Annotated in this window: 19 protein-coding genes and 1 riboswitch; of the genes, 13 read left to right on the top strand and 6 right to left on the bottom strand. The window is 65.1% G+C overall.

Features of this window, described 5'->3' with window-relative positions; genetic code table 11:
* Window positions 1-111: 111 nt before the first annotated feature.
* Entirely contained in the window at window positions 112-723 is a 612-nt protein-coding gene (locus tag Atep_RS01175) for a hypothetical protein (protein ID WP_213379714.1), read from the bottom strand.
* Between the two features lie 32 nt (window positions 724-755).
* Entirely contained in the window at window positions 756-2834 is a 2079-nt protein-coding gene (locus Atep_RS01170) for an EAL domain-containing response regulator (RefSeq protein WP_213379712.1), read from the bottom strand.
* A 106-nt stretch (window positions 2835-2940) separates the two neighbouring features.
* Window positions 2941-3048, top strand: a riboswitch (TPP riboswitch).
* A 179-nt stretch (window positions 3049-3227) separates the two neighbouring features.
* On the opposite strand from Atep_RS01170, the gene thiC reads away from it, so the two are divergent.
* From thiC to dtd, 3 genes are read left to right on the top strand one after another with little or no spacing between them, the layout of a single operon-like run.
* Window positions 3228-5120 (top strand): phosphomethylpyrimidine synthase ThiC, encoded by a 1893-nt coding sequence (gene thiC, locus Atep_RS01165; protein ID WP_213379710.1) that lies wholly within the window; start codon window positions 3228-3230, stop codon window positions 5118-5120.
* A gap of 15 nt (window positions 5121-5135) precedes the next feature.
* A complete protein-coding gene (gene pip, locus Atep_RS01160) occupies window positions 5136-6098 on the top strand; it encodes a prolyl aminopeptidase (protein ID WP_213379708.1) in 963 nt (320 codons plus the stop codon).
* On the top strand, window positions 6095-6532 hold the full coding sequence (dtd, locus tag Atep_RS01155; RefSeq protein WP_213379706.1) for a D-aminoacyl-tRNA deacylase: 438 nt from the start codon (window positions 6095-6097) through the stop codon (window positions 6530-6532). Before pip ends, dtd begins: the two co-directional genes overlap by 4 nt.
* Before the next feature lie 96 nt (window positions 6533-6628).
* Here dtd and Atep_RS01150 read toward each other — a convergent pair whose 3' ends face one another.
* Entirely contained in the window at window positions 6629-8233 is a 1605-nt protein-coding gene (locus tag Atep_RS01150; protein WP_419467160.1) for an alpha-isopropylmalate synthase regulatory domain-containing protein, read from the bottom strand.
* Window positions 8230-9627: a threonine synthase gene (gene thrC, locus Atep_RS01145; RefSeq protein WP_213379704.1), complete on the bottom strand. Its 1398-nt coding sequence runs from the start codon at window positions 9625-9627 to the stop codon at window positions 8230-8232. Before thrC ends, Atep_RS01150 begins: the two co-directional genes overlap by 4 nt.
* A gap of 274 nt (window positions 9628-9901) precedes the next feature.
* Here thrC and Atep_RS01140 point away from each other — a divergent pair, with 274 nt between their 5' ends.
* From Atep_RS01140 to Atep_RS01125, 4 genes are all read left to right on the top strand, one after another.
* Window positions 9902-10159 (top strand): DUF4212 domain-containing protein, encoded by a 258-nt coding sequence (locus Atep_RS01140; RefSeq protein WP_213379702.1) that lies wholly within the window; start codon window positions 9902-9904, stop codon window positions 10157-10159.
* A 12-nt stretch (window positions 10160-10171) separates the two neighbouring features.
* Complete coding sequence (locus Atep_RS01135; RefSeq protein WP_213379700.1) at window positions 10172-11974, top strand: sodium:solute symporter family protein; 1803 nt, start codon at window positions 10172-10174, stop codon at window positions 11972-11974.
* A gap of 79 nt (window positions 11975-12053) precedes the next feature.
* The gene (locus tag Atep_RS01130; protein WP_213381828.1) at window positions 12054-12290 is read left to right on the top strand and encodes a hypothetical protein; all 237 of its coding nucleotides are present in this window, start codon (window positions 12054-12056) and stop codon (window positions 12288-12290) included.
* A gap of 146 nt (window positions 12291-12436) precedes the next feature.
* Window positions 12437-13465, top strand: a complete 1029-nt coding sequence (locus Atep_RS01125) for a GGDEF domain-containing protein (RefSeq protein WP_213379698.1) — start codon at window positions 12437-12439, stop codon at window positions 13463-13465.
* 90 nt (window positions 13466-13555) lie between these two features.
* Here the strand turns inward: Atep_RS01125 and Atep_RS16840 are convergent, their stop codons facing one another.
* Complete coding sequence (locus Atep_RS16840; RefSeq protein ID WP_272876301.1) at window positions 13556-13690, bottom strand: WCX domain-containing protein; 135 nt, start codon at window positions 13688-13690, stop codon at window positions 13556-13558.
* Here Atep_RS16840 and Atep_RS01115 point away from each other — a divergent pair.
* Together Atep_RS01115 and Atep_RS01110 are read left to right on the top strand one after the other, a co-directional pair.
* Window positions 13689-14342 carry a hypothetical protein gene (locus Atep_RS01115; RefSeq protein ID WP_213379696.1) on the top strand — a complete coding sequence of 218 codons (654 nt, stop codon included), beginning with the start codon at window positions 13689-13691 and terminating at the stop codon, window positions 14340-14342. The genes Atep_RS16840 and Atep_RS01115 overlap by 2 nt on opposite strands.
* A gap of 88 nt (window positions 14343-14430) precedes the next feature.
* Window positions 14431-16428 (top strand): DUF4143 domain-containing protein, encoded by a 1998-nt coding sequence (locus tag Atep_RS01110; RefSeq protein WP_213379694.1) that lies wholly within the window; start codon window positions 14431-14433, stop codon window positions 16426-16428.
* Window positions 16429-16470: 42 nt separating this feature from the next.
* Here Atep_RS01110 and Atep_RS01105 read toward each other — a convergent pair whose 3' ends face one another.
* Window positions 16471-16938 (bottom strand): helix-turn-helix domain-containing protein, encoded by a 468-nt coding sequence (locus tag Atep_RS01105; RefSeq protein WP_236786333.1) that lies wholly within the window; start codon window positions 16936-16938, stop codon window positions 16471-16473.
* Here Atep_RS01105 and Atep_RS01100 point away from each other — a divergent pair.
* The 4 genes from Atep_RS01100 (at window position 16921) to glmS (ending at window position 21955) form a co-directional block, all read left to right on the top strand.
* Window positions 16921-17904: an IS481 family transposase gene (locus tag Atep_RS01100; protein WP_213379692.1), complete on the top strand. Its 984-nt coding sequence runs from the start codon at window positions 16921-16923 to the stop codon at window positions 17902-17904. The two genes, Atep_RS01105 and Atep_RS01100, sit on opposite strands and share 18 nt — an antisense overlap.
* Before the next feature lie 214 nt (window positions 17905-18118).
* A complete protein-coding gene (locus Atep_RS01095) occupies window positions 18119-19228 on the top strand; it encodes a hypothetical protein (protein ID WP_213379690.1) in 1110 nt (369 codons plus the stop codon).
* Complete coding sequence (locus tag Atep_RS01090) at window positions 19225-19968, top strand: OmpA/MotB family protein (protein ID WP_213379688.1); 744 nt, start codon at window positions 19225-19227, stop codon at window positions 19966-19968. The genes Atep_RS01095 and Atep_RS01090 overlap by 4 nt, the downstream gene beginning before the upstream one ends.
* A gap of 154 nt (window positions 19969-20122) precedes the next feature.
* Window positions 20123-21955, top strand: coding sequence for a glutamine--fructose-6-phosphate transaminase (isomerizing) (glmS, locus tag Atep_RS01085; RefSeq protein ID WP_213379686.1), 1833 nt, complete (start codon window positions 20123-20125; stop codon window positions 21953-21955).
* Window positions 21956-22143 lie beyond the last annotated feature (188 nt).

The following is a 22143-nucleotide window of genomic DNA, read 5'->3' as shown; positions in this document are numbered from 1 at the left end:
ATCAGCCGCCGGGGTGATTCCGGCGGCCGGCCATGAAGCCCGGTACTTACCGGGCTTCGTCGTCGATCATCGCGCGGATCTTGGCGAAGGCGGGACTTGATCAGGCTGGATTCAATCCCGGATGTAGAAATGCCGCCAGCCGATCCCGCTGACCCGGATCAACTGCTCGAAGAATGCCGGCGTCGGCACGGCCTCACCGGGAAAGACTTCCTCGATCTGCACGAACACGCGCCCGAATCCGCCTTGCTGCTTCCAGTCCCAGAGCCAGGGCGGGCGCGTCTCGCCGCAGGCCGGACACCGCACGCCGGCATGTGGATGCGTGGCCCAGTGATCCACCAGTTCGCGCCAGCCCGACAGGGGCGCGCGACATCCGACACAGCGCGGCGAGCGCGTATTGCGGCCGACCATCAATCTCGGGTACGGGCTGACCTGTGCTATGCGAATGTGCGAGAAACGCCCATCGCTCCGACTATCGCGAATCCGGACGGCGCATCCGGCAAAGGTCAGCAGACTCAGAAAGCCCGGACCAATGGCGAAGGCACGCTCGCCCTCCCCCGTCGCGGCCGCCTGTACCGACAATGGCTCACCCAGGAATCCGGACTGACGCAATCCTTCGATCAGCAGATCGACGTCCGGGACGCGATGGGGATCGGCGGGCGTCAGGATCAGGCGTCCCGTATGGAGACGGGCGTCCTGTCCATGGGTGTCGAGGTCTCCAGACATCGGGGAATCGTTCGCGTGCAGAGGATCGGGTTTCATTGCATCAATGTTTGGAAATCGAAGTCCAGGTCCGGACTCGGCAACTGGAGATAATGCCCCTGGATGAACTCCGGTCGGCACATCCAGACACGCCGCAGATCGTCCGGACCGTCGATGCCGGGCACGATCAAGGAGATCTCCTGTGAACGAAACGTCTGAACCACGTTCGGCAGATAGGCCGGATCCGTTGCCCGTACCGCCTCTATGCTCAATTTAGCCAGTCTGATACCCAGCTTCGCCAGTAACCGCGCCTCATCCTCGCGGCCCGTGACGCCGGCGGCACAGACCTTGATGCCCTGTTCGGCCAGACGCCCAAAGATGGACTCGGTCTCGGTGCGCCGCCGCTGAATCTCGGCGATCTGGAACTCCAGCAGGGTTCGGGTATGGAGCGGGGCGATCCGGTTCAGTTGCTGTCTCAGCCAATTCCACCCCTCCGAGACCGCCAATGTGGTGAGGCTTTGATGCACCAACATCCGGGGCGGAACCCCGGAACCGGCCTGCTCCGCCAGGGTCTGCCAGGTACGTTGCAACACCCAACGGTCGATCTTCGGCGTGAGTTCGGCGCGTGCGGCAACGGTCAGGAAGTCCGCCGGCGAGAGTTCCTCTCCACTCAGGGTGCGCAACCGGATCTGCGCCTCGTAGAGTCCCTCGTCATGCGGGTCGACGGGGAGGATCGGCTGAAAGAGCAAACACAGTCCATCCTGATCCAGAGCGGTCCTGACCAGACGCTTGATCACGGCCTCGGTCATGACGGTCGCGCGCTCCGTAGTGACGGGCGACCAGAAGTGTACCCGATCGCCGCCCGCCTGAGCGGCGCTCCGAACCGCCAGCTCGACGCGCGCCAGCAAGGCGGACAGATCCGCCGGCGGCGGATTGAAACAGGACACACCGATGCTCAGCGTCATCGACTGGGTGTTGTTGGCCGACTCGCGCCGCGCCATTGCCTGAACATGCTCGTGCAACTGATCGGCCAGCGCCTGGAGCTTCTCGGGACCATCGCGTCTGGCCAGGATGACATAGCGGAAATCGTCCAGGCGCGTGGCCACCTCGTTCACGTTCAGATGTCGCCCCAACACCTGCTCCAGTTCGCGTAGCCGGCGTTCGAGTCCGCCGTGGCCCAGCCGTTCCAGAAGCGTCCGGCCCGCATCGAGATCGAGCAACAGCAATCCCTGTCGTTCGGTGCCTGGAGTCCAGGTGTGCAACAGGCGCTCCAGGTAGGACATGAAGACCTCGCGCGGGAGGAAGCCGCGCGCACTCTCGCGACGATTGGCCAGCCGTAACCTGTCCTGGAGCCAGCGTGACAGACGCAGTTGCGGTTCGATCGCGGCAGTCAGGGTTTCACAACCGGCCGATAGCGGGACGAAGCCGTCGCCGCCGGCCCTGAGCGCCCACAACTGCCGGATCGGATCTGTCTCGTCGGTCAGAAAGAGGATCGGCAGACCATGGAACTGCTCGTCGTCGCGAATGATGGCCGCCAGCTCGATGCCCGACACCTGCGAGAAGTACATCTCCAGCAGCAGCAGGTTCGGCCTGAAGGCCGCCATGTGCGCCAGGAGCTTCATCGGGTCGCTGAGGATCAGCGTCTTCATGCCGACGGCGGCGAGCATGACGGCCAGGCGTCGACCCGCGTCGGGATTCTCCACCACCAGGAGGATGCGATAGCGCGAGGACTCCAGGAAGCCGCACAGCGCCAGGATCCGACTGGCGAGCCGCCGCACCGACACCGACCTGGGGACATAGCTGACGAGACCGGCCCGTCGAGCCGCGAGACGGCGCGCGAGCGTCTCCTCGCCGCGCTCCTGATCGGCCGCCAGACCGATCAGACTCGGGCGCCGGCGCGTGGATTCACCGATCCGCTCACACAGGGCCTTGAGCCGTTCCTCGCCGGGAATCAGGGCGAGATCAAGCACGACGACCTCGGGGGCGCACTCGGCCGTGGTCTGCATGAGACGCTCGACATCCTCGAACACCTCGACCCGGACGCCGTGCGCTTCGAGCAGGGGGCGCAAGAATTCGGTCAGCGTGGTTTGCGTGCTCAACACATAGACGTAGCCACTGGGTCCGGTACTGGTCATCGGCGCTCTGTCACCTGCTGCGATTGATTCGATCCGGGCCGGAAATTGTAGAGAGATTCGGGTGTCTATTGAAATCGCGATCTCCTTTCGTTAGCTTCCCTGTCTGAAATGCCGCTGGGGGTGTCCGTGACGCCATCGTCGATCACGGGCTGAGAGCAGACCCTTCGAACCTGACCCGGATCATGCCGGCGCAGGAAAGCCGGCGCGAGCTTCGACCCCGTCGATCCTGGCCTCAGGCGCCCCGGCGCCCGGCCGCGCTCCACCCGCCTTCACTGTCGCCTTCCAGACCGGAGCCTCCAGGTCCGGGTCCGTTCACGGACACCGCCGGCGATCCCGATCCAATCCCAGACGCCTGCGCGCGTCGCCCGAGCCGGCCACCACCGAGGAATTCCGATGAGCGCCATCCCGCACGACTTCGTCCGCAAGACCGCCCAGCTCTCCGAGGAGGTGACACGGCCGTTTCCGAACTCGCGCAAGACCCATGTCACCGGCTCGCGTCCCGACATCCGGGTGCCGATGCGCGAAGTGACCCTGACGCCGACTCAGACCAATCAGGGGCCGGAAGAGAATCCGCCGGTCCTGATCTATGACACCTCCGGTCCCTATACAGATCCGGAAGCGCGCATCGATCTGCTCGCCGGTCTGCCGGACATCCGCTCGGGCTGGATCCTCGAGCGCGAGGATACCGAGCAGCTCGACGGCCCGACGTCGGCTTTCGGGCGTGCGCGCCAGAACGATCCGGCTCTGGCCCATCTGCGCTTCGAGCATCTGCGCACCCCGCGCCGCGCCAAGTCCGGGCGCAACGTCACCCAGATGCATTATGCGCGTCAGGGTATCATCACGCCCGAGATGGAATACGTCGCCATCCGCGAGAACATGCGTCTGGACGCGCTGCGCGCCGATCCGCGTTACGCCAAGCTCCTGCGCCAGCATCCGGGCCGGTCCTTCGGCGCCGCCATCCCCGAGACCATCACGCCCGAGTTCGTGCGCGACGAGATCGCCTGCGGGCGCGCCATCATCCCGGCCAACATCAATCACCCCGAGCTGGAGCCGATGATCATCGGGCGCAACTTCCGGGTGAAGATCAACACCAACATCGGTAACTCGGCCCTGACCTCGTCGATCGCGGAGGAGGTCGAGAAGATGGTGTGGTCGGCGCGCTGGGGCGGCGATACGCTCATGGATCTCTCGACCGGCAAGCACATCCATGAGACGCGCGAATGGATCCTGCGCAACGCCCCGATGCCGATCGGCACCGTACCCATCTATCAGGCGCTGGAGAAGGTCGACGGCAAGCCCGAGGAACTGAGCTGGGAGATCGTGCGCGACACCCTGATCGAGCAGGCCGAGCAGGGGGTGGACTATTTCACCATCCATGCCGGCGTCCTGCTGCGCTATGTGCCGCTGACGGCCGAGCGGCTCACCGGCATCGTCTCGCGCGGCGGCTCGATCCTGGCCAAGTGGTGTCTGGCGCATCATCAGGAGAACTTCCTCTACACCCATTTCGAGGAGATCTGCGAGATCATGAAGGCCTATGACGTGGCCTTCAGTCTCGGCGACGGTCTGCGCCCCGGTTCGCTGGCCGATGCCAACGACGCGGCGCAGTTCGCCGAGCTTGAGACCCTGGGCGAGCTGACCCAGGTCGCCTGGAAACACGACGTCCAGGTCATGATCGAGGGTCCGGGGCATGTGCCCTTGCAGATGGTCCGGGAGAACATGACCAAGGAGCTGGCCGACTGCTTCGAGGCGCCCTTCTACACCCTCGGCCCGATCGTCACCGACATCGCGCCGGCCTATGACCACATCACCTCGGGCATGGGCGCGGCCAACATCGGCTGGTACGGCACAGCCATGCTCTGCTATGTCACGCCCAAGGAGCATCTGGGCCTGCCCAACAAGGAAGACGTGCGCGAGGGCATCATCACCTACAAGATCGCGGCCCATGCGGCGGACTTGGCCAAGGGGCTGCCGGGCGCGCAGATCCGGGACAATGCGCTGTCGAAGGCGCGCTTCGAGTTCCGCTGGGAGGATCAGTTCAATCTCTCGCTCGATCCCGAGCGCGCGCGTGAGTATCACGATGCGACCCTGCCGCATCAGTCGCACAAGGTCGCGCACTTCTGCTCGATGTGCGGGCCGCACTTCTGCTCGATGAAGATCACTCAGGACGTGCGCGACTATGCCGCCAATCAGCGCATCGCCGACATGGACGCCGCGGTAGCGGAAGGGATGCGCGAGAAGGCGCGCGAGTTCCGCGAGGACGGCGCGGCGATCTACAAAGCGGTCTGATCGGGAGCGGGGCGTATGGGCACCAAGACCACGGATCTCTATCCAGTCACCGAACCCTTCGCGGTCCATGACCTGGTCGTCGACAACGGCCATCGGCTCTATGTGGAGGAATGCGGTCGCCCCGACGGATTGCCGGCGATCTTTCTGCACGGCGGACCGGGCGCGGGGTGCGAGCCGGCGCATCGCGGCTTCTTCGATCCCGAGCGCTATCGGGCGGTGCTCTTCGACCAGCGCGGTTGCGGGCGCTCGACGCCGCACGCCTCGCTCATGGCCAACACCACCTGGGATCTGGTCTCGGACATGGAACTGATCCGCCAACAGCTCGGGATCGAGCGCTGGCTGGTGTTCGGCGGCTCCTGGGGGTCGACGCTGGCGCTGGCCTATGCCGAGACCTATCCCGAACGGGTTTCGGCGCTGGTGGTGCGCGGGATCTTTCTCTGTCGCTCTGAGGAGATCCGCTGGTTCTATCAGGACGGGGCGAGCTGGGTCTTTCCCGATCTCTGGGAGGATTTCCTGGCGCCCATTCCGGAGGACGAGCGCGGCGACCTGCTCGGGGCCTATCATGCGCGGCTCACCGGCGAGGATGCCGCCGTTCGGCTGGAGGCGGCGCGCGCCTGGTCGATCTGGGAGGGGCGTACCGCGACCCTGCTCACCAATCCCAACGTTCAGGCCCATTTCGCCGATCCTCACGTGGCCCTGAGTCTGGCACGCATCGAGAGCCACTATTTCGTCAACGGGGCCTTTCTGGCGCCGGACCAGTTGCTGCGCGATGCCCATCGGCTGGCCGACATCCCAGGCGTGATCGTCCAGGGACGCTATGACCTCATCTGCCCCATGCGCTCGGCCTGGGATCTGCATCGCGTCTGGCCGACGGCTGAATTGCAGGTCGTCCCGGATGCCGGGCACTCGGCCTTCGAGCCGGGGATTCGCCGTGCCCTGGTCGCGGCGACCGATCGCTTCGCGCGTGAATTGTCATGATCGGCCTGCTGCAACGGGTCAGTGAGGCTCGGGTGGTGGTCGCGGGCGAGACGGTCGGCGCCATCGAGCGCGGGTTGCTGGTGCTGGTCGGTGTTCAGCGCGGCGACGATGAAGCGCGCGCCGAGCGGTTGCTGGAGCGGCTGCTCGGCTATCGGGTCTTTCCCGATGCGCAGGATCGCATGAACCTGAGTCTGCGCGACATCGACGGCGGTCTGCTGCTGGTGCCGCAGTTCACGCTCGCCGCCGATACCAGGAAGGGCACGCGCGCAAGCTTCACCTCGGCCGCACCGCCCGACGAGGGCCGGCGGCTGTTCGATCATCTGGTCGAGCGCGCGCGTGCCGCCCATCCCAGGGTCGCCACAGGTCGCTTCGGGGCCGACATGCAGGTCGGCCTGATCAACGACGGCCCCGTGACCTTCCGGCTCGAAACCTGACTGGAGTCCAGCAAACGTCCTTGGCGATCCGAATGCTCCGATGGTCTGTCTGGTGGCCACGTTCGTCGATGCCCCCCAGTCGATCGAAAACGCGCTTCAGACCCCACCCTCACGCCTGGACTCGGCCGACGCCCGATGCATCTGGATATTCAGCATCCGCATGGTCGCGCCGATGGCGGCGAACACCTGATTGGCATGGACCCCACGGGTCCGTAGCTCGCCGCGCTCGGTCTGCCAGGTGATGCTGCATTCGGTGAGCGCATCGGTCCGCCCCCCCTTGGGAATGCGGATCTCGTAGTCGATCAGCGGCGGCAGCGTGATCCCCTGACGCTTGAGAATCCGCCCGAGCGCATTGGTGAAGGCATCGAAACCGCCATTGCCCGCGCCCGTGCCGGTGAAGACCTGATCGCCGAGCCGGATCTTGATCCCGGCCATGGATTCCAGATCCAGACTCGATGCGACCGTGCAGGCCAGGAGTTCGGCGTGATCATAGTCCTTGCTCTCCAGCACCTCGGCGATGATGAAGGGCAGATCCTCGGTGGTGATGGTCTTCTTGGAATCCCCCAGCTCGACGATGCGCTGCAAGACCTTGCGCTGATTCTCCTCCGACAGCTCGATGTCGAGCCGCTCCAGGTTCTTGGCCAGCGACGCCTTGCCGGCGAGCTTGCCGAGCGCATATTTGCGCCGCCGTGCAAAACGCTCGGGCGAGAGCCGGCTGTGATAGAGACTGCCCTTCTTGTCGCCGTCGGCATGGATACCGGCGGTCTGGGTGAAGACATCCGCCCCGACGATCGGCGCATTGTCGCTGATCCGCTTGCCCGAAAAAGACTCGACCAGCTCGCTGACACGCGCCAGATGCGTCTCGTCGATCCCGAGTTCGCAGTCGAGCTGATCGCGCAGATTGACCGCGACCTCGGCCAGCGACGCATTCCCCGCCCGCTCGCCGAGACAGTTGACCGTGCAGTGCACCGCCGCCGCGCCCGCCCGGACCGCCGCCAGAATATTGGCGGTCGCCAGCCCATAGTCGTTGTGCGGATGGAAATCGAACCGGAGCGCCGGAAAACGCCCGACCATGTCCGAAACGGCGGCGAAGACCTGATCCGGCGTCATGACCCCGAGCGTGTCGGGGAGCATGAAGTGCCCGATCCCGACATCGGCCAACCGCTCGACCAGACCATAGACATAGTCCGGATTGTCGCGATAGCCGTTCGACCAGTCCTCCAGATAGAGGTTGACGCGCAACCCCTGCGACTGCGCCCGCTCGATGGTCGCGCGCACATCGGCGACATGCTCATCGAGCGTCTTGCCGAGCTGACCGCGACAGTGCTTCTCGCTGCCCTTGGCCAGCAGGTTCAGCACCCGGCCGCCGGCCCCCAGGATCCAGTCCACGCTCGCCCCGCCGTCGACGAACCCCAGCACCTCGACCCGCTCGACCAGTCCGCGCTCTCTGGCCCAGTCGATGATCCGGGTCACGGCACTGGCCTCGCCCGAGGACACGCGCGCCGAAGCGACCTCGATCCGATCGACCCGCACCTGTTCGAGCAAGACCTTGGCGATGTTGAGCTTCTCGGCGGGCGCGAACGACACGCCCTGAGTCTGCTCGCCGTCGCGCAGCGTGGTGTCCATGATCAGGACACGCCGCCCGGATAGCCGTCGCGTCGGCTCGTTCACGGCCGACGCCTTCAGAACCGAGTCAGTCATGCTGCGGACACCGCCTTGAGTGTCGCCTCGATGTGTGCCTTCACGGCCTCGGCGGTCGCGTCCAGCTCGGCACAGCGCGCCTCCTTCCCCAGCAGACCCTGGAGCGAGGGCGGCGGCGGTGCCTCACACCCGATGGCCCGGACGACCGCCTCGCCGAACTTGGCCGGATGTGCGGTGGCCAGACATACGGCCTCGGGCAGATCACGCGCGGCGCGCACCCCGACAGCGGTATGCGGACAGAGAATGTACCCGGTCGCCTCATAGGTCGCGCGGATCTGGTCGAGCGTCTCGGCATCGCTCACGGCGACCGCGTCGAAATCGGCCTGGGCCTGCCGATGCTGCTCGGCGGAGACTTCGAGACGTCCGGTGCGCTTGAGATCGTCGAGCAGCGCGCGCACCCGCGCCTGATCGCCGTCGTGCAGATAGTAGAGATAGCGCTCGAAGTTGGAAGCGATCTGGATGTCCATCGCCGGGCTGAGCGTCTGATGGACGTGATCCTCCACGGCATAGACGCCGCTGTGGACGAACCGGGTCAGGATGTCGTTGCGATTGGTCGCGATGATGAGGCGGTCGATCGGTAGCCCCATGCGACGGGCCAGATAGCCGGCGAAGACGTCACCGAAGTTGCCGGTCGGCACCGAGAAGCTGACCCGACGTTCGGTATCGCCGCCCGTGATCCGCCCCCAGGCATAGAAATAGTAGACGGTCTGCGCCAGGATCCGCGCCCAGTTGATCGAGTTGACCGCACCGAGCCGATAGGCCGACTTGAACGGCAGATCGTTGAACAATGTCTTGACGATGTTTTGCGCATCATCGAAGGTACCGCGCACCGCGACATTGTGGACATTACCGTCCGGCACCGTGGTCATCTGCCGTTCCTGGATCGGCGAGACCCGGCCCTTGGGATGCAGGATGAAGATCCGGATGCGCTCCTTGCCGCGCACGCCATAGATGGCCGCCGAGCCGGTATCCCCCGAGGTCGCGCCGACGATGTTGAGCCGTCCGCCCTCGCGTTCGAGCAGATAGTCGAACAGATTACCGAGCCATTGCAGGGCCACGTCCTTGAAGGCCGCCGTCGGTCCATGGAAGAGTTCCAGGATGCGCGTCTCGCCCGCCGTCACCACGGGCGTGACCTCGGGATGACTGAAGGTCGCGTAAGAGCGATCGATCAGCGCCTTCAGATCGGCGCGAGGGATCTCGTCACCGATGAAAAGTGTCGACACTTCGAGCGCCAGTTCCTGGAAGCTCAACCCCGCCCAAATGCGCAGTCGCGCCGGTTCGAGGACGGGGATCTCGGCCGGAACCAGCAGACCGCCGTCGGTCGCCAGCCCCATCATCACGGCTTGCGCGAAACCGATCGGCTCGATTCCGCCACGGGTACTGATGTAGTGCATTGTGCTCTCTTAAGGATAACTCGGGGTCCGGACGCACGGATCCCAGGGCGAATATCGATGGATTGAAACGTTGACAGCACGCCAAGCGCAACCAGACAATGCCGACAATCCGCTCGATACGGCAGAACTAGGCGGATGCATCATAACCAACGAGGGGGCTTCTGCCATGTTTTGAGCGCACCGATCCGCGTCCCGGCGGCTCTCGGCGGCGTGCCCCATCGTCACCCCGCCATCTTACGGCCCATACCGCAACCCTTGAACGGAGTGACATGACATGACACCTGACAAGCGCGCGGACTACTGGAAAGCGAATCTTCGCTATCTGGTAATCCTATTGATCGTCTGGTTCGTCGTTTCCTACGGCTTCGCCATCCTGCTCGTCGAACCGCTCAACGCCATCCATCTCGGCGGCTACCCGCTCGGCTTCTGGTTCGCCCAACAGGGTTCGATCTATATCTTCGTGGCGCTGATCTTCATCTACGCGGCCTTGATGAACCGGCTCGATCGTGAATTCGACGTCGGCGAAGAGTGAGGAAACGACCCAATGACCGCACTTGAGATCTGGACCTATTCCATCGTCGGCGCGACCTTCGCGCTCTACATCGGCATCGCGATCTGGTCGCGCGCCGGCTCCACCAGTGAATTCTACGTCGCCGGCGGCGGCGTGCACCCGGTCGCCAATGGCATGGCGACGGCAGCCGACTGGATGTCGGCGGCCTCCTTCATCTCCATGGCCGGTATGCTCGCGTTCGGCGGCTACGGCGGCTCGGTGTTCCTGATGGGCTGGACCGGCGGCTATGTGCTGCTGGCCCTGCTGCTGGCGCCCTATCTGCGCAAATTCGGCAAGTTCACGGTGCCCGAGTTCATCGGCGACCGCTACTATGCCAACTCGGCGCGCGTGGTGGCCGTCGTCTGTCTGATCCTGGCCTCGGTGACCTACGTCATCGGCCAGATGACGGGTATCGGTGTGGCCTTCGGGCGCTTCCTCGGCGTCTCCTACGAGATGGGCATCCTGGCCGGCATGGGCATCGTGGCCATCTACGCCATCCTCGGCGGCATGAAGGGCATCACCTACACCCAGATCGCGCAGTACGTGGTGCTGATCTTCGCCTACACCATCCCGGCGATCTTCATCTCGCTGAATCTGACCGGCAACCCTATCCCGCAACTGGGTCTGGGCAGCGAATACGCCCCCGAGGGCGTCGCCAGCGGCCTGTCCCTGCTGGAAAAGCTCGATCAGGTGGTCAAGGATCTCGGATTCAAGGAATATACCACCCAGGTGATGGGCAGCACGCTCAACATGTTCGTCTACACCCTGTCGCTGATGATCGGTACGGCCGGTCTGCCGCACGTCATCATCCGCTTCTTCACCGTGCCCAAGGTTGCCGATGCGCGCTATTCGGCCGGTTGGGCGTTGGTCTTCATCGCCATCCTCTACACCACGGCTCCGGCCGTCGGCGCCATGGCACGTCTGAACCTGATGGACACCATCCAGATCGGTCCGGTCGGCGAGGAAACCGGCAATCTGGTCTATGACGAGCGTCCCGAGTGGTTCAAGCGTTGGGAGACCACCGGCCTCCTGAAATTCGAGGACAAGAACGGCGACGGTCGTATCCAGTACTACGACGACAAGAACGCCGAGTTCGCCGCCAAGGCCGAGTCCTTCGGCTGGAAAGGCAACGAGATGGTCACGGTCAACAACGATATCATGGTGTTGGCCAATCCCGAGATCGCCGGATTGCCCAACTGGGTGATCGCGCTGGTGGTCGCCGGCGGTCTGGCGGCGGCGCTCTCGACAGCCGCCGGTCTGTTGCTGGCCATCTCCTCGGCGATCTCGCATGACCTGCTCAAGGGCGTGTTCAAGCCGCAGATCACCGAGAAGAACGAGCTGATGGCCGGGCGTCTGTCCATGATCGGCGCCATCCTGCTCGCGGGCTATCTCGGCCTGAATCCACCCGGATTCGCGGCGGGAACCGTGGCCATCGCCTTTGGTCTGGCGGCCTCCTCGATCTTCCCCGCACTCATGCTCGGCATCTTTGCCAAGCGAATGAACAAGCAGGGGGCAATCGCGGGCATGGTCGCCGGTATCACCGTGACCCTGCTCTATGTGTTCCAGCACAAGGGGATCTTCTTCATCAAGGGCACCGAGTTCCTGGCCCCCCTGGGTCTGGAGGCCAACTGGTTCTTCGGCATCACGCCCGAGGCCTTCGGCGCGATCGGCGCGGTGGCAAACTTCGCGGTCGCCCTGCTGGTCTCGGCGCTCACGGCCCCGCCGCCGGAGCACATCCAGCATCTGGTCGAGGACGTGCGCATCCCGCGTGGCGCAGGAGCCGCCACGGGTCATTGATCGGCCTCAGCCGCGCTTGACCTGAGACGAGCCCCGCTTCGGCGGGGCTCTTTCGTTGCAGGGCCTCGATCGGACGTGGTTGCAATCGCCCGGCCCGGCCCAATTCTTCGACCCCGGCGCCGGCGGGCGCGCGATCCATCATGCAACCTTACAGAATGGGGTGACGATCATGGCCAATGGCTCTTCCCTGGCGGCGATGGAACTGATGGTGTTCCTGGGGCTGGTCGGCTGGCTGCTTTACTATCAGTACTCGAACTCGCGCAGCGACTCCAGCCGTACCCAGTCGAGCGACGAGACACCCAAAGAATCCGACTGAGCCTCGACCGGCGCGCGTCTCGACATTTCACGACGCTCGGGCGCCGGCTCGCTTATCATTGACGCCGATCTGGAAGCCATCGTCCCCGTCGCGGGCGGCGATGGCGTTTCGTTTCAGCAACCCCTTTTCGGCGGGTCAAATCAGCGATGAACGTCAACCGGATGGACTTCAGGGACGACCTGAACACGGCCTCGGATTATCTGCGCATGGCGGTACCGCAGATGGTGCGCCGCCGCATCCCGCCGACACCCTACAACTACGCGCTCTGGTACGCGCACGTCCAGAACGCCTCGCCGGATCTGAGCCGCTCGCTGCTGGCCGAGTTTCCGGAGAACGGCCCCTATGACCCCGAGAAGAGCGAGTCGCTGTTCTTCGAGTATTTCGTCAAGCATTACCTCCCGACCAGCCCGCAGGCACGGGATCTCATCGCCGATATCGTCACCAAGCTGACCCAGGCGGTCTCGCGCAATCTGCGCGGCACCCAGAACTATGGCGCCAGCCTGCGCGAGGCCATGACGGTGTTCGAGGAGAGCGCCATCGATCCGGAGCGCATCCGCACCATGGTCGGCCAGTTGCTCACCGAGACGCGCGATCTGGAGAGCCTCACCCAAGCCTTCCAGAGCGAGCTGCAATCGGCCGGTGCCCAGGTCGAACGCCTCAAGCGCGAGCTGGAGGAGAGCGAACGGCGCGCGCGTCTGGATGCGCTGACCAAGATCCCCAACCGGCGCGGCTTCGACGAGGCGCTGGCCCAGTCGCTCTCGGGCGGCGACGACGAGCCGACCTGTCTGATGCTGATGGATCTCGACCACTTCAAGCGGCTCAACGACACCTATGGTCATCCGATGGGCGATCGGGTGCTGGAGATCGTCGGCAGCGTCCTGGCCAAGGTGCGGAGCGATCGGGTGTTCGTCGCCCGCTATGGCGGTGAGGAGTTCGCGGTCATCGTCCATGACGAACTGGAGGTCGCCCAGACGCTCGCCGAGCAGATCCGGCGTCAGGTCGCCGCGCTCCAGATCAAGCGCAAGAGCACCCAGGACACCATCGGCACGATCACGGTCTCCATCGGTCTGACGCGCTTGCGGCCGGGCGAGACGGCCGAGTCCCTGATCGAACGGGCCGACACCGGACTCTATCGCGCCAAGGACGGCGGACGCGATCGGGTCGTGATCGCGTGAAGACGCGGTATGGCGGAACCGCCGTGCCGCACGGCACTGTGCCCGCCCCGCCGGCCCGATAGGCGGAGCGACCGAACTCCCGTATAGCCATCAATAGAGCACCGCCGCCTTGCGCGTCTGGGCCGCGACGACGCGGCGCAGATCCGGCGGGGCGATGACCTCCAGCTTGTCCCCAGCCCCCAGCAGCCAGCGCAGCAGTCTCAAAACCCACTGAGGACGGACCATGTCAGAATCGAATTCGCGCGATCTCATCCAACAGGACATCGACGACAGCCGCCGCGACGGTCTCAGTCTCGCTACCGCGCTCGTGATCCGGGCGGAAGAGTCCTGGATCGGGGTCGGGATGGAGTACGAGGCGATCCGAGCGCGGCATGGCCGGATGCATGAAGACTGGACGCCGACGTCGCAGCGGCTGTTGTCCAGGGACGAGAACGGACGGTCTTACGATCAGGTGAACATCGTGCTGAGTGACGGGCGGGAGTTGTCGTATTTCTTTGATATCACGGATTTCTATGGTCGAGAGGTGTCGATGACCGACGACATCAGGGCGATCCTGGAGGAGGATGACGCTGAGTTGGACAGCCGGTGCCGGGGCGATGAAGATCCGTGCTTCGAGACGGCGGTGGTCATCCGGGCCGAGACGATCTGGAGCAGCCTGTGTGAGGAGACGATCCGCAATCCGTCGTCCTATTTCCGAGTCAAGCTCGACATGGCCGCGACGGCGCGTTTGATGCGCTACCCCGAGGCCGAGGTCATGTGGGCCGAGGTCGTGGTGCTGGCGCATCAGTATTTCGAGCGCAAGAAGGCCCGCGCGGTGTTGGCGGAGGCGCTGGTGCGGGAGCGGGCGTTTTTGCGCGAGTGGAACGATGCCAATTAGGACGCGAGCCGTTTTTCGGCAGACGAGTCCGGATCGACGGCCTGGATCGCGCCGCCAGCGCCGCTAACGCCTCAATCCGAGCGCACTGGTGCGGGCGCTGGAGCGTCAGGGGCACGGACGGCTGTGTTTCTATGGTCCGCCCGGTACCGGCAAGACGGCCTTCGCCGAGGTGCTGGCCGAGGCGCTCGACCGCGAACCGGTCGCCCGTCAGGCCTCCGATCTGCTCTCGCCCTATGTCGGCGAGACCGAGCACAATCTGGCGCGGCTGTTTCGCGAAATCGATCCCCGGCATACGGTGCTCTTGCTCGACGAGGTCGACAGCTTCCTGGCCGACCGGCGTCAGGCCCAGCGCTCTTGGGAGCGCCCCCAGGTCAATGAGCTGTTGCAGCAGATGGAGCGCTTTCCGGGGATCTTCGTCGCCGCCACCAACCTGATGGCGGGACTCGACGGCGCGGCCCTGCGCCGCTTCGATTTCAAGCTGCACTTCCGGGCACTGACCGGCCCGCAGCGGATCGCGCTCTTTGCCCGCGAGGCGCTGGGGGATGAACAGGCGCCGGTCCCGCCGGCCTATGCGCGCCATCTGGAGACGCTGCAAGGACTGACGCCGGGGGACTTCGCCACCGTCTGCCGTCAGCGCGCCCTGCTCGGCGAGACGCTCACGCCCGAGCAGTTCCTCAAGCGGCTCATGGCCGAGTGGCGGCTCAAGGGGCGAGGAGGCGCGCATGGCCTGAGATATTGGAGCCAGGGATGGCGCATTGTCCTTGAGCGACTCGGCCATAGACCGTGCTGTTCGACGCCGCCGCTTCATGCAGAAGCCTTGCAAATCGATGATGACATCACTAGATTGCAAGGCATGTATCACCATCGACTGCAAACCGACCGTCTGCGCCTGCTGGCGCGTTCCTTCCCCGTCGTCGTGGTCAGCGGTGCACGCCAGGTCGGCAAGACCACGCTGCTGCGTCACTGTTTTCCCGAGTACGACTATGTGGTGTTCGACGCCAGTCTGGACATCGAGAATGCACGGCGAGAACCCGATCTCTTCCTGCTCAACCACCCGCCGCCGGTCATCCTCGACGAGATCCAGTATGCGCCCGAGGTCGTCGCCGCCATCAAGCGCCGGGTCGACCGCGCCCCCGAACGCGCCGGCCAATACCTCCTGACCGGCTCGCAACAGTGGCAGATCCCGCAACGGCTGTCCGAGAGTCTGGCAGGTCGCAGTGCCTTTCTCGACCTTTTCGGGTTTTCCATCCCCGAGATCGTCGACGCCCCCGGCGGATGGCTGCCGGGCTGGCTGGAGGCCAAGGACGACTTTCTCGCCCAGGCGCGCACGGCCGGCCGCTATGAGGGACAGTTGCCGGAATGGCTGTGGCGCGGCTGCCTGCCGCGCGCCATCGCGCTCGAGACCGAGGTCATCCCCGATTTCTGGTCCGGCTACCATCGCACCTATGTCGAGCGCGACGCTCGCCTGCTGGGGGAGGTCGACGACTGGCAGGAATTCGGACGCTTCGTCCGGCTGATGAGCGCGCTCACGGCTCAGGAGATCAACTACAGTCAGTTGGGACGCGAGATCGGCATGACGCCCCAGACCGCGCGCCGTTGGCTCAAGATCCTGGAAGGCACCTATCAATGGTTCGAGCTCGCGGCCTTTTCGGGCAATCCGACCAAGCGGGTCTCGTCCCGGCCCAAGGGCTATTTCGCCGATACCGGTCTGGCCTGCCATCATGCGCGACTGTCCTCGCCCCGCGCCCTCACCAGTCATCCGCTGTACGGCGCCCTGTTCGAGACGGCCATGGCCGGCGAACTCATCAAGCAGGCCGCCGTGTTGCCCGCACGTCCCGTCTTCTACCATTGGCGCTCGGCGGGCGGGGCCGAGGTCGATCTGATCCTGGAGCGCGACGGACGGCTCCACCCGTTCGAGATCAAACTGACCGCCGCGCCGACTCGCCGCATGGCCTCCGGAATCACCGCGTTCCGTGAGGCACACACCCATCTCGATGTCGCCGTCGGCGCCCTGTTGTGTGCGGTCGATCAGCCGCGCTGGATCACGGAGGATGTCATGGCTCTGCCCTGGAATCTGCTCGGCTGAGGAGAATCTCAGCGGCGATCAGGGTGCCGGACGTTCCGACATTCAAGCAATGCTTTGAATGCCGTGCTTCTCGATGACGGTCGGGAGGCGAAGTGCCGGCCCGCCGGGGCGCTTGACGCCGCGCTCCCAGTCGGAGATCAGGTTTTTGCTGACGTTGAGATAGCGGGCGAAGACCGGCTGTGAGCGATGTTCGCGTTCGCGCAGGGCGCGCATCGCCTCGGGCGGAAAGGATGCCGGCGGCGTCAGGCAGGAGTCGTCGAACTCACGCATGGTCTGCTTGTCGATCGCTCCCAGCTCGTGCAGGGCTTCCATGGTTTCATGGATCGAGGCCAGCGCTTCGCTGCGGTACTGGTTAGTTGTTGCGTCCCGTGTGATCATGTTCCGCGCAGGAGTTATCCGTTGTTTCTCGCCCGCGAGGTGCTCCAGCGACTTGTCGCGGAGTTTGAGCACGGCCCAGCGCGTCCAGAATGAACACGCGAAGGTTTCGTTGCCATGGTCATCCGTCTGCACAAAAACGCCCGCACCACCCCGGCCATCCGTCGTGAGATCCAGAACTCGACGCTCCCGACTCGGGAGCTAGCCGAGCGCTATCGGCTGAGCCGTCAGACGGTGTTGAAGTGGCGTCGGCGCTCCGGCACCGAGGACGCCTCGCACCGTCCGCATCGGCTCCACACGCGCCTGACGCCGGCGCAGGAGGCGGTGGTCGTGGAGTTGCGTAAAACGCTCCTGTTGCCGCTTGATGACCTGCTGGCCGTCACCCACGAGTTTATCAGCACCACTGTCTCGCGCTCGGGCCTGGATCGCTGTCTGCGCCGTCATGGCGTCTCCAACCTCCAGGCGCTCAGGCCCCAACCGATCGATCCGGACGCCCGCCCGGTCAAGTGTTTCAAGGACTACGAACCGGGCTTTGTCCATGTCGACGTGAAGTACCTGCCGCGAATGCCGGATGAGGACAGTGCTCAGTCCCTCTTTGCCGCGATCGATCGGGCCACGCGCCGGGTCTATGTTGAGATCCTGCCCGAGAAAACCGCCCGGAACGCCGCCGGCTTCCTGGAGCGGCTCATCGCCAAGGCCCCGTTCAACATCACCAAGGTCTTGACCGATAACGGTAAGGAGTTCACCGACCGCTTCGGTGCCACCGGCGAGCGTGAACCGACCGGGCGCCATCGCTTCGATCGGGTCTGTGCCGCCAACACGATCGAACATCGCCTCATCCAGCCGCGCACCCCCCAGACCAACGGCATGATCGAGCGCTTCAACGGGCGGATTTCAGAGGTCTTGACCACCACCCGCTTCGACTCCGCCGAGTCGCTAGCCCAGACCATCGAGCGCTATGTGCAGGTCTATAACCAACACCTTCCGCAGAAAGCCCTCGGCCACATCGCCCCGATTCAGGCACTCAAGGACCGGCGCGAGAAACGCCCTGAACGCTTCAAAAAGCGTGTCTACAATCTCCGGGGACTTGACACACGATGAACGGCTCAAGAGTAGCCAGCGCGTCCCCGCGCCGTCAATCAATTGACGCTCTTGCATCCTCCCACCGCCTGACGCCCGGCACGCCCCTCGCCAACAGCGCGCCACACCTGAATCGACCGCCACCCACCCGCTTGGCCCGACTCCTGCTTAAGGCGATCTCAAGGACGCCCCGGCCAATCACCGGCGCGCAACCACCGCTCAAGCGAGGTCCATCATGTTCGAGTCGATTTCTCAGGTCGTGGTCATGGCATTGGAGAGCCTGGATTCGAATCAGGTCACGGGTCTGTTCGTGCTGCTCATGATCGTGCTCTTCGCATTGGCCCTGACCGCCACCCTGACCCGGCGCGCGGCGGCCTTCCAGCAAAGCACACCGACCTTGCTCACGACCCTCGGCATCCTGGGCACCTTTCTCGGCATCGCCATCGGGCTGCTTGACTTCGACTCCAGCCGGATCGAATACAGCATCCCGCTGCTGCTCGAAGGGCTGAAGCTCGCCTTCATCACCAGTATCGTCGGCATCCTGCTGGCGACCGCGCTGCGGCTGGTGCAGGTGCTCAAGCGTGACGGACCGCAGAGCAGCAGAGCACGCGCGAACGCGGCGGCGATCGATGCCGGCGACCCGGCGGCCCTGTTCAAGCTCCAGATCCAGCTCGCCGACGCCCAGCTCACCGCCACCCGCCAGCTCGGCGAACAGCTCGTGCGGATGGACGCGCGTCTGATCCAGACCCTGGAACAGCAGCACGATGCACAACTGGCCGCCTTCCGGGACTTCGCCGGCCAACTGAGCGAACTGGGTTCACGCCAGCTCATGGCCGCGCTCGAATCCGTCATCCGCGACTTCAACGACAAGCTCGGCGCCCAGTTCGGCGAGAACTTCCGCCATCTCGACGCCTCGATCGGCAAGCTGCTGGACTGGCAGGTGCAGTATCGCGAACACATGGACGCCCTGGGGGCACAGCTCGAACTGGCCGTCGCCGGGGTCGAACGCTCGCAGACCAGCCTCCAGACGCTCACCCAGCAGGCCGGCCGGATCACCACCCAGATCGAGGATCAGCAATCGACCATGCAGGCACTCAAGCGCGAGACGCTGGAGCTGGAGTCGGTGCTCGGCGGCGTGGCCGAACTGCGCGAACGGGCCAGGGAGGCCTTCCCGGCCATCGATCAGCGGCTGCGGACCATGCTGGAGACCATCGAGGGCGCCGTGCTCTCGGGTCTGGAGGCCCAGCAGCGTATCGGCCGACTCGGGGCCGCAACCCCGCCGCCGCCCGCCGCGCGCTTTGGTTCTAACGGCAGCCATCTGGATCTGGCGAGGGCCTCGGCATGAAGACCCTCCCCTACCCCTGGTCGAGCGCGTCGGGCGCCGACATTCCGGCGGAAGACGAGAGCCACTGGCTGACGGTCTCCGATCTCATGGCCACCCTGATGATGATCTTCCTGTTCCTGGCCGTATTGCACATGGTCCAGGTCGAGCGGCTGCATCAGGTCGAGACCGAGGTGCGCGTCAGCGCCGCCGAGTCGCGTCAGGCGATCTATTCGGCCCTGGAACGCGAGTTTCGCGACGACCTGCCGCGCTGGAACGCCGAGCTGGTCGAGCGCACCCTGACCCTGCGTTTTCGCGAGCCGGACATCCTGTTCGACCGCAACTCCGCGCGCATCAAGCCCGAGTTCGAGGCGATCCTGAACGACTTCCTGCCGCGCTATGTCGCCCGGCTCAAACCCTTCCGCGAGGTCATCCGCGAGATCCGCTTAGAGGGGCATACGTCGAGCGAATGGAATGCCGGCACAGCGCCGCTGGATGCCTATTTCCTCAACATGGAACTGAGCCAGCAGCGCACCCAGGCGGTGCTGCGGTTCGCCTATGGACTCGACCCGCTCAAGGGCGAGGACTGGTTCAGGGAACGGGTCGCAGCGGTTGGACTCTCGTCCTCGCGGCCGGTGCATGACGACCAGGGACGCGAGAACCCCGCCGCCTCGCGCCGGGTCGAGTTCAGTGTCCTGACCGACTTCGAGTCGCGGCTGCTGGAGCCGATCCGGCTGGAGAGCGAAACCGGAGCGCATCGGTAATGACCTGACGCCGCGCATCCTCAGGGCATTGGAGGTCGCCTGACCGAACAAGCGAGCACCGCTGCGGCGAATCCTGAACGCTCAAACCGATTTACAGCCCGCTGTCGAGTGACTAGGCTTCGAACCCTGTCCGGATCAGGAATCACTTGCCATCATGTGCGGAATCGTCGGTGCCATCGCTCAACGCCCGGTCGCGGCCATCCTGTTGGAAGGTCTGCGCCGGCTCGAATATCGCGGATACGACTCGGCGGGCCTCGCCGTGCTCGACGATTCGGGCCGACTCGGCCGGCGGCGTGAACTCGGCAAGGTCGCGCGTCTGGCCGAGGCGGTCGCGGCCGATCCGTTGCCGGGCACGCTCGGCATCGCCCACACGCGCTGGGCGACCCACGGCGAGCCGGCGACCCACAACGCCCATCCGCACCTCAGTCACGACCGCTGCATGCTGGTGCACAACGGCATCATCGAGAACCACGAGGAATTGCGGCGCGAACAGCTCGCCGCCGGCTACGTCTTCACCTCGGAGACGGACACCGAGGTCGCAGTCCATGCCGTCCATGCCGAGTTGGCGCACGGACGGACGCTGGTCGAGGCGGTGCGCGCGGCCACCGGACGCCTGCGCGGGGCCTATGCGCTGGGCGTGATCGATGCCGCCGATCCCGAGCATCTGGTCGCGGCGCGCCAGGGCAGTCCGCTGGTGATCGGGGTCGGTTTCGGCGAGCACTTCATCGCCTCGGACGTCTTCGCGCTCCTGCCGGTCACCAACCGCTTCATCTTCCTGGATGAGGGCGATCTGGCCGAGCTGACGCGCGATCGGGTGCGCATCTGGGATCGTGACGGCCGGCTCGTCGAGCGTCCGGTCAAGACCTCGACGGTCTCGGCCGAGGCCACCGAACGCGGCCCCTATCGGCACTACATGCAGAAGGAGATCTTCGAGCAGCCGCGCGCCATCGCCGACACCCTTCAAGGGCGCTTGACGAGTGACCGCGTCCTGCCGGAGATCTTCGGCAATCAGGCCGCCGCACTCTTTGCCGAGATTCGGGCCGTGACCATCGTCGCCTGCGGCACCAGTTTCCATGCCGCGCTGGTGGCACGCTACTGGATGGAGGCCGTCGCCGGCCTGCCCTGTCAGGTCGAGGTGGCGAGCGAGTATCGCTATCGTCGGCACGTGGTTCCGGAGCGGGCGCTGTTCGTGACCATCTCGCAGTCGGGCGAGACCGCCGACACCCTGGCGGCCCTGCGTCAGGCCAGGGCCTCCGGCTATGCGGCCACGCTCGCCATCTGCAACGTGCCCGAGAGTTCGCTGGTGCGCGAGTCGGATCTGGTCTTCCTCACCCAGGCCGGCCCCGAGATCGGCGTGGCCTCGACCAAGGCCTTCACCACCCAACTGGTCGCCCTGCTGCTGCTGACCATCGCGCTCGGGCGCTTCCATCGGCTCGACGCGGCGGCCGAGGCGGATCTCGTGACGCTGTTGCGCACCCTGCCGGGCAAGATCGAGGAGGTGCTGCGGCTCGACGAGACCATCGCGGCACTCGCCGAGCGCTTCATCGACAAGCAGCATGCGCTCTTTCTCGGGCGCGGCGAGCAGTATCCCATCGCCATGGAGGGCGCGCTCAAGCTCAAGGAGATCTCCTACATCCATGCCGAGGCCTATGCGGCCGGCGAGCTCAAGCATGGCCCCCTGGCCCTGATCGACGAGCAGATGCCTGTGGTGGCCGTGGCGCCCAACAATGCGCTGCTCGAAAAGCTCAAGTCCAATCTGGAGGAGGTGCGCGCGCGCGGCGGTCAGCTCGTGGTCTTCGCCGACTTCCAGGTGCCGCTGGCCGAAGGTGAGGGTGTGACGGTCGTGCGCCTGCCCGAGACCGACGATCTCATCGATCCGCTGATCTTCACAATCCCACTGCAACTCCTGGCCTATCATGTAGCCGTACTCAAGGGCACGGATGTCGACCAGCCGCGCAATCTGGCCAAGTCGGTGACGGTGGAATAGGCTCGGCGGTCGAGAGACCGTGCTTTTTGGGCGGACTGTGACGGGGTTGGCAAACAGGCGCGGCCTGAGCTCCTAGACTTCGGTGCCGGCAAACCGCATCTCGAATCCCGTGTCCTATCCATAGGCGTTGGAGCGTCCGGCGATCCTCGATCCACCCCTTGACTCCGGCTCGTGGCGCGGCTCATCAC

It is taken from the genome of Allochromatium tepidum (genome assembly GCF_018409545.1).
Lineage (GTDB): Bacteria > Pseudomonadota > Gammaproteobacteria > Chromatiales > Chromatiaceae > Thermochromatium > Thermochromatium tepidum_A.
Note: the sequence above shows the minus strand (reverse complement) of the source record. Positions and strands in the feature narration are given on the sequence as shown.

Bases quoted from the DNA above. Each gene is read 5' to 3' on its own strand.
- Atep_RS01175 (WP_213379714.1), bottom strand. From the start codon at position 723: ATGTCTGGAGACCTCGACACCCATGGACAGGACGCCCGTCTCCATACG.
- Atep_RS01170 (WP_213379712.1), bottom strand. From the start codon at position 2,834: ATGACCAGTACCGGACCCAGTGGCTACGTCTATGTGTTGAGCACGCAA.
- thiC (WP_213379710.1), top strand. From the start codon at position 3,228: ATGAGCGCCATCCCGCACGACTTCGTCCGCAAGACCGCCCAGCTCTCC.
- pip (WP_213379708.1), top strand. From the start codon at position 5,136: ATGGGCACCAAGACCACGGATCTCTATCCAGTCACCGAACCCTTCGCG.
- dtd (WP_213379706.1), top strand. From the start codon at position 6,095: ATGATCGGCCTGCTGCAACGGGTCAGTGAGGCTCGGGTGGTGGTCGCG.
- Atep_RS01150 (WP_419467160.1), bottom strand. From the start codon at position 8,233: ATGACTGACTCGGTTCTGAAGGCGTCGGCCGTGAACGAGCCGACGCGA.
- thrC (WP_213379704.1), bottom strand. From the start codon at position 9,627: ATGCACTACATCAGTACCCGTGGCGGAATCGAGCCGATCGGTTTCGCG.
- Atep_RS01140 (WP_213379702.1), top strand. From the start codon at position 9,902: ATGACACCTGACAAGCGCGCGGACTACTGGAAAGCGAATCTTCGCTAT.
- Atep_RS01135 (WP_213379700.1), top strand. From the start codon at position 10,172: ATGACCGCACTTGAGATCTGGACCTATTCCATCGTCGGCGCGACCTTC.
- Atep_RS01125 (WP_213379698.1), top strand. From the start codon at position 12,437: ATGAACGTCAACCGGATGGACTTCAGGGACGACCTGAACACGGCCTCG.
- Atep_RS01115 (WP_213379696.1), top strand. From the start codon at position 13,689: ATGTCAGAATCGAATTCGCGCGATCTCATCCAACAGGACATCGACGAC.
- Atep_RS16840 (WP_272876301.1), bottom strand. From the start codon at position 13,690: ATGGTCCGTCCTCAGTGGGTTTTGAGACTGCTGCGCTGGCTGCTGGGG.
- Atep_RS01100 (WP_213379692.1), top strand. From the start codon at position 16,921: ATGGTCATCCGTCTGCACAAAAACGCCCGCACCACCCCGGCCATCCGT.
- Atep_RS01095 (WP_213379690.1), top strand. From the start codon at position 18,119: ATGTTCGAGTCGATTTCTCAGGTCGTGGTCATGGCATTGGAGAGCCTG.
- Atep_RS01090 (WP_213379688.1), top strand. From the start codon at position 19,225: ATGAAGACCCTCCCCTACCCCTGGTCGAGCGCGTCGGGCGCCGACATT.
- glmS (WP_213379686.1), top strand. From the start codon at position 20,123: ATGTGCGGAATCGTCGGTGCCATCGCTCAACGCCCGGTCGCGGCCATC.